Origin of the sequence: Sphingopyxis sp., assembly GCF_050916055.1 — a bacterium.
GTDB lineage: Bacteria > Pseudomonadota > Alphaproteobacteria > Sphingomonadales > Sphingomonadaceae > Sphingopyxis.
Window position 1 is genome coordinate 1,843,980 of record NZ_CP051527.1, and the last position, 11,097, is coordinate 1,855,076.

Here is an 11,097-nt window from a genome sequence, read left to right on the forward strand (position 1 = left end):
GGCGGCCGAGCGCCGGCCATGTTTGCAACCATCCTGCCGGTGCGAAGCCTGCTGATCGCCATCTTCATGCTGATGGCGGGCAGCGGCTTTCTGTCGACGCTGATCGGGCTGCGGCTCGACCGCGCGGGCAGCGGCACGATGGTGATCGGGCTGGTCGCCACCGCCTATTTCGCTGGGCTGGTCGTCGGGGCGTTGCGCGCCGGCGAGGTCGTCCGCCGCGTCGGCCATATCCGCGCCTTCGCGGCGTTCGTCGCGCTGCTGTCGGCGAGCACGCTGACCTATGCGTTGTTCGCGCACCCGTTGCTGTGGGGCGGCTTGCGGCTGATCGACGGCCTTTGCGTCGCGGGTGTGTTCGTCTGCATCGAAAGCTGGCTCAACGACCGCGCCGAGACGCAGACGCGCGGGGCGGTGCTGGCGGGCTATATGGTCGCGCTCTATTCGGGGCAGGCGCTCGGCCAGCTGTTCCTGCGCACCGCCAACACCGCGCCGCACGTCCCGTTCGAAATCGCCGCGATGCTGATCTCGCTCGCGATCATCCCGGTGTGCCTGACGCGCAGCCCCGCGCCGCTGCTCGAGGATGCCGCGGCGCTGCCGCTGCGCCGCCTGTTCGCAGCATCGCCGCTCGGGGTCGCGGGCGCAGGGATGACCGGGCTGCTGCTCGGCGCCTTTTATGGTCTCGCGGCGATCTATGCCCGCCGCATCGGGCTCGACCTCGGCGCCACCGCGACCTTCATGACGACGGTGATCCTGGGCGGCGTCGCGCTGCAATGGCCGCTCGGCCGCCTGTCCGACCGCTACGACCGGCGGCGCGTCATCATTGCCTGCTTCGCCGCGACGCTGGCGGTCAGCATCGCGCTGGCGATGCAGCCGCACGGCGTCGCCCTGCTCGCCCTTGGCGCGGCGTTCGGCGGGCTCAGCTTCGCGCTCTATCCGCTCTGCGTCGCCTTTGTGAACGACCGGCTGCTCGCGGCGGAGCGCGTCGCGGCCAGCGGGCAACTCGTGCTGCTCTATTCCGCCGGCGCCGCGCTCGGCCCGCTCGGTGCCGCGAGCGCGATGACCCTCGCCGGTCCCGGCGGGCTTTTCGGCTTTATCGCGCTGGCGGCCGCGGCGATGCTCGGCTTCGGCCTCTGGCGCCTCGCCGCGAGCGACCCGGTGCCCGGCGCCGACCAGCAGGATTTCCAGATCCTGCCGCGCACCACCCCGGTGGCGGCGCTGCTCGACCCCGCCGGTTCCGACGACCCGGCGCCGCCGGCGGCATTGCATTCTCAGACAGGTGAAACATGGACGACCAAGCGATGATCCCGGCACCGGGACAGCCCGCCCCCTTCGACAAGCCCTCGCCGCTCAACCGCGCGGTCGGCGCCTCGGCGCTCGGCAACGCGGTCGAATGGTTCGATTACGGCATCTATGCCTATGGCGTGACCTATATCTCTGCCGCGCTGTTTCCCGGCGACACCGAGGAAGCGGTGCTGTTCGCGCTGGCGACCTTTGCCATCTCCTTCCTCGTCCGCCCGCTCGGCGGGCTGTTCTGGGGTCCGCTCGGCGACCGCATCGGGCGCAAGTCGGTGCTGGCGATGACCATATTGCTGATGGCGGGCGCCACTTTCGCGGTCGGGCTGATCCCCTCCTATGACAGCATCGGCTTCTGGGCGCCGACGATCCTGATCCTGCTCAGGATGCTGCAAGGCTTTTCGACCGGCGGCGAATATGGCGGCGCGGCGACCTTCATGGCCGAATATGCCCCCGACGACCGGCGCGGTTTTTACGGCAGCTTCCTCGAATTCGGAACGCTGGCGGGCTTTTCGTTCGGCGCCGCGCTGATGCTCGGCTATTCGCTGCACCTCGGCAGCGAAGCGATGCACGAATGGGGCTGGCGCATCCCTTTCCTGATCGCGGGACCGGTCGGGCTGGTCGGCATGTATCTGCGCTCGAAGCTGGAGGACACGCCGGTCTTTCGCGAGGAAATGGCGTCGGCCGACCGGCGCAAGCCGCCGGGGATCGCGGCGATGATGCGCGAACATTGGCGGCCTTTGCTCGTCGTCGGCGGGCTCGTCGTGGCGCTCAACGTCGTCAACTATTCGCTGCTCAGCTATATGCCGACCTATCTTCAGCGGCGGATCGGGCTGTCGAACGAACAGGCGCTGATCGTGCCGATCATCGGCATGATCTTCATGATGGTCTTCCTGCCCTTTGCCGGTGCGCTGTCCGACCGTATCGGCCGCCGCCCGATGTGGCGCTGGTCGTTGATCGGGCTGCTGCTGCTCGTCGTCCCGCTCTACATGCTGATCGGCACCGGCTTTGCGGGGGCTATCGTCGGTTTCATGGCGCTCGGGCTGCTGTATGTGCCGCAACTCGCGACGATCTCGGCGACCTTTCCGGCGATGTTCCCGACCGCGGTGCGCTTCGCGGGTTTCGCGATCGCCTATAATCTGTCGACCTCGATCTTCGGCGGCACCGCGCCGATGATCGGCAGCGGGCTGATCGGCCTGACCGGCGACCCGCTGATGCCCGCCTATTATATGATGCTCGCCTGCATCGTCGGGCTGGTTGCGCTGCGCTTCATGCCCGAAACGGCGGGGACATCGCTGCGCGACGATCCGTTCGCGCGGCGGCCGCCGATCGGCAAGGATCAGGTTACCGAAGCGCGCTCTTTATAGGCCGCATCGTCCCACAATCGCCCGGCGAGCACCTGCTCGAGCGTCGCCACCGCGCGCCACAGATCTTCATAGCCGACATAGAGCGGCGTCATCCCGAAGCGTATGATGTCGGGGGCGCGGAAATCGCCGATCACGCCCCGGTCGATCAGCGCCTGCATGATCGCGTAACCCTCCGGATGGGCAAAGGCGACATGGCTGCCGCGCGCCATCCCCGGCCGCGGCCCGACCAGCTCCAACCCATATCCGCCGCACTGCTGTTCGACGAGGTCGATGAAGGTCCCGCACAATCGCTCCGACTTGGCCGCGATCCGGTCCATCCCCGCCGCGAGCAACAGGTCGACGCCGACATCGAGCGCGGCCAGCGCCAGGATCGGCGGCGTCCCGCACAGGAACCGCGCGATCCCCGGGGCGGGCGTATAATCGTCGACGAAATCGAACGGCCGGGCATGCCCCATCCATCCGCTGAGCGGCGAGGCGAGCCGCGCGTGGTGACGTTCGGCGACAAACAGAAAGCTGGGCGCGCCCGGCCCGCCATTCAGATATTTATAGCCGCAGCCCACCGCCAGATCGACCCCGGCGGCGTTGAGGTCGAGCGGGACGGCGCCGGCGCTGTGGCTGAGATCCCACAGCATCAGCGCGCCCGCCGCGCGCGCGCGGGCGGTGATCGACGCCATGTCGAACGGGTCGGCGGATTTGTAATGGACGTGCGTCAGCAGGACGAGCGCGCAATCCTCGTCGATCGCCTGCTCAAGCGCTTCGCGGGGCCGCAGTTCGAGCCGCAGCTTGCCGCCCAGCGCCGCCAGCGCGCCCTGGATGATGTAGAGGTCGGTCGGGAAACTGCCCGGTTCCGACAGGATGACGCTGCGCCCCGGATTGGCCGCGAGCGCCGCCATCACCAGCTTGTAGAGGTTGACCGAGGTCGAATCGGTGACCGTCACCTCATGCGCATGGGCGCCAATCAATTGCGCGATCTTGCCGCCGACGCGCTGCGGCGCGTCGATCCAGCCGTGCGTCCGCCAGCTGCGGATCAGCCCGTCGCCCCATTGCTGCGCGACAACGTCGCGCATCCGGTCCATCGTCGCCAGCGGCAGCGCGCCGAGCGAATTGCCGTCGAGATAGACCGTATCGGCGGGCAGATGAAAGCGGCCCCTGAATTCCCGCAGCGGATCGGCCGCATCGAGCGCGCGCAGGTCGGAAAGGGTGATCGTCATCGCGGGTCAGGCGGGCAGTTCGCGCAGCAGCGCGCGCACCGGCGATGCGTCGGCGTGCACCAGCCGCAGCGGCAGCGCGATCAATTCATACAGGCCGTCGGCGACATCGTCGAACACGAGCCCCTCCAATATCGCCAGCCCATGCCGCGCCACCGCGAGATGGGCGAGCATCGTTTTGGACGTTTCCGGGTCGAGCGAAGGGGTGTCGGTGCCGATCAAGATACAGCCGCGCGCTGCGAGCGCATCGACCAGCGCCGGATCGATCGCCGGAAAGTCCGACCGCCAGCGATCGGCGGGAAACAAATCGAAGGCGCGCAGCAGCACGCGGCGGACGCCGGGGACGAGCCGGCCCAGCACATCGGCCTCGCGGACCAGACCGCCCGCCGCGGTCACCGTGAGCAGTTGCGCCGGCCCCAGATAGGGTTCGAGGTCGCCCTCGCCGACGCCGCGGCCGTCCGGATCATAATGGACCGGCCCGTCGGCATGGGTGCCGGTGTGGGTCGACAGGACGAGCCGCGAGACGTTGACCGGACAGTCGGCAGAAATCGTCGCGACGCGCGTTTCCTCGAACGCCGTATCGCCCGGCCACACCGGAATTCCGGCACGCAGCGGCTGGCTGACGTCCCAGATGCGCAAGGACGGTTCGGCTATGCGTGACGGTGGCGCAGTCATCCTGCGGCATTAGCCGAGCCGGTCGGCCACGGCAATCGACGCGGCAACGCCGCTCAGCGCGAGAAGAGTTCGAACGGCGCCCACAGCGCCGGATGCTCGGCGCGTCCCTCACCGTCGGCGCCCTTGCGCACGGTGCGGATCGCGTCGCGCAGCGCGCTGGCGGGTTCGGCGCCGGCGCCCATGCCGCGGACGGTGCCGACCGACAGCCGCCGCGCGATATCATCGCGCACCGGCCAGTGGCTCGCCATCACCTCGTCCGACCCGGCGAGGAAAAAGCCCTGCACCAGCCCCGACAGCTGGGGCCGGTCGGCGCCCGCCGCGCCCGCGGTGTTGCACGCCGACAGGATCACCAGCCGCGCCGGCAGGTCGAGCCCGCCGATCTCGCTCGGCTTCAGCAAACCGTCGTCGTCCCCCGCCGGCGTCAGCAGCAGCGCCGGTTCGTCGAGCCCGTCGAGCTCGCCCGAGAGCAGGCCGTGGGTCGCGAAGGCGAGCACCGCGCCGCGCGGCACCGCGGTGGCGCGCAGCCCGGCCTCGGTCGCGTGCGCGCCGATCAGCAGGTGCGCCGTGTCGTCGCCGATCGCCGCGGCGAGCGCCGACAGTTCGCGTTCGGCATTGGGCAGTTCGGGCAGCGCGTCGATCGCGCGCGCCGTGCCGGCCGATCGCATCGCCATCAGCGCGCCGGCCTGGCGTCCCGCGACCCCGCCGAGCGCGATCAGCGTGCCGCCGACCGGGCGCGGCTGCGTCCCCGCGTCGCCGGCGCGCGGGGCGCCGACGAGCCGGGTGATCGCCACCCGGTCGATCAGATAGTCGCGGCCGCGCGCGGTGGGCGCGAGCAGTCCGAAGGGCAGCGCGCCGAGCGATCCATTGGCGATCACCGACAGGCGCCGCGCAGGGCGCAGCAAGGCCGCCGCATCGGCGGGGAACAGCAGCGCGTAAAGCTCCGCCGCCGCCGTCCGGTCGAACGCCTGCGCCTCCCCGGCGTCGAGCGCAGTGCGGACGCGGGCGACCAGGGCATCGACCGGCGCATCGCCGGCGAGCGCATATTGCTGTACCCGGCCGCCGCTGGCCAGCGTCACCAGCCACATCGTGCCGAGGTCGGTGAACATCGCGGTCGCATTGGTGGCGGCACTGGCGGCTTCCAGATCCGCCAGGGTCGATGGCGTGAACAGCAGCTGCGCCCCCTCGGCCGGCGCCAGCGACGCGTCGAGCGCGACGATCGCCGCGCGGTTGGCAGCGAGTTCGCCGGTCACCGCCAGAAGATCGAAGGCGGGATCGGGGCGGCCCATGTTGGCGTCGATGCGGGCGTTCAATCCCTCGCGCGCCGCGAGCAGCTGGCGGCGCTCGGCGACCTTGGCGGCGAACAGCGTGTCGGCGGAGGCGGCGCGCTCGCTCGCAGCGATCGCGAGCATGTCGTCGATGCTGCTGCGCGCCGCCCATTGCTGCGCCGCGAACGCATCGTCGACCGCGCCGCGCCGCGCGAAGATTTCGGCGAGCCAGCCATAGGCGGGGCGCTGGCGTTCGGCCTGCGCCGAACCGAGCGCGAGATTGGCACCGAGCGTCAGCGCCGCGAACAGCGACCGCGCGTCGGTGAGCAGCTCGGCGGCGGGCCGGCGGTCGCCGCGATCCTGGACGCGCAGCAACAGCGCGCGCGCCAGCAACAGGTCGGGATGGTCGGCGGGCAGCATCTTTGTGCGCAGCGCCACCGATTCGGCCGCCGCCGCCTCGGCGCTCGCCCAGTCGGCGCTGGCGAAGGCCGCCTTGGCCAGATTGTCGCGCGCGTTGGCGCGGTCGCGGTGCCCCTCGGGAAGCCGCTCGTCGCGGATCGCCAGCAGTTCGCGCGCCAGCGGCAGCGCCTCGGCGCCGCGACCGGTCTCGATCAGCGCGATCAACCGCGTATCGCGCGCCGCCAAGGCCCGGTCGCTCGTCGCGCCGAGCTGCGCGTCGATGATCGGCGTCGCGGCGTCGAGAAAGGCGGCGGCGTCGGCATGGCGTCCGGCGCGGGTCAGCGCCTGGGCGAATTGCACCCGCATCGCGGCGCTGTTCTGGTTCGGGCCGCCGTTGGCCTTTTCGGTCAGTTCGAAGGCGCGGCGGATCATCGGCATCGCGTCGTGCGGCCGGTTGATCCGCAGCAGGATGGCGCCGAGATTGGCGTAGAGGTTGGCCATCATCGCATGGTCGGCGCCGAGCGCGCCGCCGACGCGCGCGATCGATCCCTGCGCGGCGGCGACCGCCTCTTCGGTGCGCCCCGCCGAATAGAGATAGACGACGCGATTGGCGCTCCAGATCGCGACCGCGGGCGGCACCGGATCGAGCCCCAGCCCCATCTCGATCGCCTGCGCATTGCGCGCGAGCGCCTCGTCGAGCCGGCCATGCTCGAGATAGGCGGCGGCCAGATTGGACAGGGTCACCGCATGATCCACCTTCGGCGGCGCGGCATCGGCAGCATAATCGGCGACGAGACGTTCGTTGATCGCCAGCGAGGCGGCGTGGTCGCCCTTGAAATTGAGGATATAGGCGCGGGTGCTGAGCGCGTTGCGCCAGCTTTCGCGATAGGCTGGCCGGTCTTCGAGCCGCGGCACGACGCGGTCGACGATCGCCAGCGCTTCGTCCATTTTCCCGGCCGCCGCGAGCGACAGCGCGCCATAGACTTCGCGCGCCGCGACCTCGGGGTGATCGGCCGGGTAGAGCCGGCGCGCTTCGGCGAGCGTCTCGTCGGCGAGCTTGCGATAGGCCGCGGCGTCGGCTTCGGGCTCGGCGGCCTCGATGCGGGCGACCAGCGCGTCGAGCTGCGTCCGGTCGACCGCCGGATCGGCGGCCGCCAGCGCCCCCGCGCTCCACGCCAGCCCGATCGCCAGCAGCACCGGTCGCTGCCAATATGTCCTCATGCGCCCCATAATCCCGTCCCCCTGATCGCAGCCCCTAATCGACCACCAGATAATAGCGCGCCTGCGCGCCGCCGTTGCTCAGCTCGATGCGATAGCGCTGGGTGAACAGCGGCGTGAAGCGGCAGTCGCGGGCGTGCGCGGGCGCGCGTTCGCAGACCAGCGCGCCGCCGGCGTCGTAGATGCGCAGCCGCATCTGCTTGTGCGGCGCCGATTGCGCGGCGATCGTCGCCGCCTGCCCCGACAGAAACAGCTGGTCCATGCTGGTCGCCGCCCCCGGCGCGAGCGTGCCGCGCACATAGCCCGGCCCGAGCGCGCGCCCGCGCAGCGGCGGCGCCGCACCCGGCACGGCAGCGCGCCAGCGCGCGAGCGGGTCAGGCGTCGCGGCGTCGAGCGGCCGCGCGCTGCGCCGGTCGATGCGCAGCAACGCCGATGCCAGCACCGGCCTGTCGCCCGCTTCAAAGGCGGCGTCGGCGAGCGCCAGATCGTGCGCGATCCGCGTCGCGCGCGAGTCCGCGGCGGCCCCCGCCTGCGGCTCGGAGCCTTGCGCGGCGCATCCGGTAAGCGCCGCCGTGATAAACAACGCGCCGATCGCTGTCCGCCGATCGAATCCGCTCATGTCGTCCGTCCCTTCACGACAAAGCGCGCGCCCGTATCGGACGGCGCCAGTTCGATGGTGAGTTCGTGGCGCTCGGCGATCGCCCGCGCGAGCGCGAGGCCGAGGCCGCTGCCCGGCATGTCGGGGGTCGCATTGCGGCTGCGGTGGAAGCGCTCGAAGATCCGCTCGCGCTCGCCGTCGGGCACCCCCGGCCCATCGTCGGCGACCTCGATCACCGGGCCGGGCGCCAGCGTCAGCCGCACCGCGCCTCCCGCCGGCACATATTTGAAGGCATTGTCGAGCAGGTTGGTGACGAGCTGGCCGAGCTGGGTTTCTTCGCCGTCGAACACGACCCCTGGCGCCACCGCCCAGGTAAAGACATGCCCCGATTCCTCGGCGCTGTCGGCATAAAGTTCGCAGATCCGCGTCACCATTTCGCTGAGGTCGACCGGGCGCAGGCCGTGGCGGTCGCCCTGCCGCGCCTTGCTGGACGCGATGTCGAGCAGCGATTCGAGCATCGCGACGAGGCGCTTGATGTCGCCGCGCGCCTCGACCAGCCGCGCCGCGACCGCGGCGTCGGCGCCCGCCGCCAGCGCCTTGGTCAGCCGTCCGTCGAGGTGCATCAGCGGGGTGCGGATTTCGTGCGCGACCTGGTCCGACGCATCGCGATACGCCTCGATCAACCGCTTCTGCCGCGCCAGCGCCGCGGCGCTGTGGCCGGTCAGCTCGTCGATCTCGTCGCCCCCGCCGCCGCCGCCCATGCCGACGCCCCCCATGCCGACGCCCATTGCCGCGAGCCGGTCGTCGTCGGGGTCGCGGAACGCATCGTTGACGCGCTCGATCCGCCAGTGGAGCCGCCCCGCCGCGATCCGGCCGAGCCCGCCGACGAGCAGCACGAACAGCGCCCCGCCACCCAGGAACACCACCGCGACATGGCGCAGGAGCGGCCCGTTGTCGCCCGTCTCGCGCGCCACGACCAGTTGCAGGTCGGGCGCGAGCCGGGTCGCGCGGGCAAAGGCGTCGGTGCCCTTGCCGATGCGGATCGTGCCGCTTTCCGAAACCCCGGCGTCCAGCCGCGGCCACGCGACGATGTCGCCGGCGATGCGCGCGCCCGCGCCATCGGCGAGCAGATAGTGCGGCGCACTGCCGTCGGACGGGGTGATCGCCAGCCGGTCGGCGATCCGCCGTTCCAGTTCACTGCGCCCGCTGGTCGCATAGATGTCGACGAGGCCCGCCAGATCGACGTCGACCGCCTTGCGCGCCGATGCCGCGACGGTCGTGCGAATCGTCTGGTCGGTCAGCGCCCACAGGCCGAACACCAGCGCCAGCGAAAGCAGGATGGCGGCGGCGACCAGGCGCGAAAAGATCGATCGGCGCGCGATGACGCTATCTCCCGTCGAGCAGCCGGTATCCCGACCCCCAGATCGTTTCGAGCGCGGGGGTCGCAAACCCGTCTTCCAGCTTGCGGCGCATCCGCCCGACATTGACGTCGACGACGTTGGTCTGCGGGTCGAACGACATGTTCCACACGTCGCGCAGCAGCATTTCGCGCGTCACCACTTCGCCCGCATTCTCCATGAAATAGCGGAACAGTTCGAACTCGCGCGGGCTGAGCGACAGGTGCCGGTTCTGGCGAAACGCGGTGCGCGCCTTCACATGGCATTCGAAGCCGCCGTAGAGGATGACCGCGCTATGTTCGCGTCCCGAGGCGCGGCGACAGAGCGCGCGCAGCCGCGCCATCAGCTCCTCGGCCTCGAACGGCTTGGCGAGATAATCGTCGGCCCCCGCATCGAGCCCCTCCGCGCGGTCGGTGGTGCGCCCCAGCGCCGACAGCATCAGCACCGGCGTGCCGACCCCGCTTTCGCGCAGCCGCTGGAGGATCGTCAGCCCGTCGAGATCGCCGAGCATCCGGTCGAGGATGATGACGTCGAATTTTTCCATCCCGGCGCGCAGCAGGCCGCCGGCGCCGGTGTTTTCCCACACGACGATGTCGCCGCGCGCGGCGGCGAGCGCCTGCACTTCGGATGCGGCGCGCTGGTCATCCTCGACATACAGGATTTTCAGCGTTTCCATGGCGTTGGCGATGCAATCCCCCCCTAGGATATGCGACCCCGTCCCTTCTGGCATGGCCGAAGGGACGGGGCAAGCCGGATGCTCAGCCAAGATCTTCGACCGAAACCCAGCCGGTCGTGCCGTAACCGTCCTTGACCTCGATGAAGAGGCCGCTCCGCTGGCCGGTCGGGGTCACGTCGGTGCCCTTGCGCAGCGCGCGAAGCGACGCGGCGTCGGCCGCCGGGGCGCCGCGCATCACCGTGTCGACGGCCACCTTGCTTCCCGGCGTCGCGGCGGCGAGCGCCATCGGCCGCGCCTTCGGCACCGCGGCGATCGCCGGTCCCTGCGCCGACACCGCGTTGAACGCCTTGACGAACGCTTCGACGAGCATCTTGCCGTCCTTGCTGCCGGCATAGCCCGCGGCGGTCGCGCCCGCGGTCCAGCCATTGCTGCCGCCAAAGCTGATCGAGCTTTTCTTGACCTCGCCCGATCCGGTGACGATCGCCTGGCCGGTCGCCGGGCTGAGCAGCTTGATCCCCGCGGCGACGCGCTTTTTCTTGCCGCCAAGCCCGCCGAACATTCCCAGCAGAGCGCCGCCGACCGGCACCTTCGACAGGATGCTGCTCGCCGCGCCCGAACGGACGAGACCTTCGACCGCCGCCGTCTTGGCGACCTCGATCGACTTGTCGACCTCTTCGGAATCGCCCGCGACGACATTCATCAGATAATCGGCGGGGGCGCCGCCGGCGGCGCTGTGCGGGGTGAAGCAGCCCGATTCGAGCGCGAGCGAATTGATCAGTTCGCGCGGCGACCCCAAGCCATATTCGGACCAGCCCTGCGTGTCGCCCTCGACGATGGCGATCGTGCCATAGCTTTGCGCGCATTTGGTCAGCGCGATGGCTTCCTTTTCGGCGGCGATTGCGGGCGATACGGGGCCGGCGACGAGCGCGGCGGCGGTAAGTGCGGTAAAGGATTTTCTCATGACAGCCTCCCAATGTTTGAGCCGGGACCAGCATGGCGCGCAT

Annotated in this window: 9 protein-coding genes; 2 read left to right on the forward strand and 7 right to left on the reverse strand. The window is 70.5% G+C overall.

Going from position 1 to position 11,097, the window contains the following annotated elements; all coding sequences use genetic code 11:
* The first annotated feature begins 18 nt into the window (after window positions 1-18).
* Window positions 19-1,299: an MFS transporter gene (locus HEQ22_RS08965; RefSeq protein ID WP_432767563.1), complete on the forward strand. Its 1,281-nt coding sequence runs from the start codon at window positions 19-21 to the stop codon at window positions 1,297-1,299.
* On the forward strand, window positions 1,296-2,657 hold the full coding sequence (locus tag HEQ22_RS08970) for an MFS transporter (protein WP_432770847.1): 1,362 nt from the start codon (window positions 1,296-1,298) through the stop codon (window positions 2,655-2,657). Before HEQ22_RS08965 ends, HEQ22_RS08970 begins: the two co-directional genes overlap by 4 nt.
* Here HEQ22_RS08970 and kynU read toward each other — a convergent pair.
* The 7 genes from kynU to HEQ22_RS09005 form a co-directional block, all read right to left on the reverse strand.
* Window positions 2,630-3,868 carry a kynureninase gene (kynU, locus tag HEQ22_RS08975; protein ID WP_432767564.1) on the reverse strand — a complete coding sequence of 413 codons (1,239 nt, stop codon included), beginning with the start codon at window positions 3,866-3,868 and terminating at the stop codon, window positions 2,630-2,632. The genes HEQ22_RS08970 and kynU overlap by 28 nt on opposite strands.
* Window positions 3,869-3,874: 6 nt before the next feature.
* On the reverse strand, window positions 3,875-4,504 hold the full coding sequence (gene kynB, locus HEQ22_RS08980) for an arylformamidase (RefSeq protein ID WP_432767565.1): 630 nt from the start codon (window positions 4,502-4,504) through the stop codon (window positions 3,875-3,877).
* 89 nt (window positions 4,505-4,593) lie between these two features.
* Window positions 4,594-7,425: a CHAT domain-containing protein gene (locus tag HEQ22_RS08985; protein ID WP_432767566.1), complete on the reverse strand. Its 2,832-nt coding sequence runs from the start codon at window positions 7,423-7,425 to the stop codon at window positions 4,594-4,596.
* A 34-nt stretch (window positions 7,426-7,459) separates the two neighbouring features.
* Entirely contained in the window at window positions 7,460-8,041 is a 582-nt protein-coding gene (locus tag HEQ22_RS08990; RefSeq protein WP_432767567.1) for a hypothetical protein, read from the reverse strand.
* Window positions 8,038-9,339, reverse strand: a complete 1,302-nt coding sequence (locus HEQ22_RS08995; protein ID WP_432767568.1) for a sensor histidine kinase — start codon at window positions 9,337-9,339, stop codon at window positions 8,038-8,040. Before HEQ22_RS08995 ends, HEQ22_RS08990 begins: the two co-directional genes overlap by 4 nt.
* A gap of 67 nt (window positions 9,340-9,406) precedes the next feature.
* On the reverse strand, window positions 9,407-10,093 hold the full coding sequence (locus HEQ22_RS09000; RefSeq protein WP_432767569.1) for a response regulator transcription factor: 687 nt from the start codon (window positions 10,091-10,093) through the stop codon (window positions 9,407-9,409).
* A gap of 82 nt (window positions 10,094-10,175) precedes the next feature.
* Window positions 10,176-11,054 (reverse strand): SH3 domain-containing protein, encoded by an 879-nt coding sequence (locus tag HEQ22_RS09005; protein ID WP_432767570.1) that lies wholly within the window; start codon window positions 11,052-11,054, stop codon window positions 10,176-10,178.
* Between the last annotated feature and the right edge of the window lie 43 nt (window positions 11,055-11,097).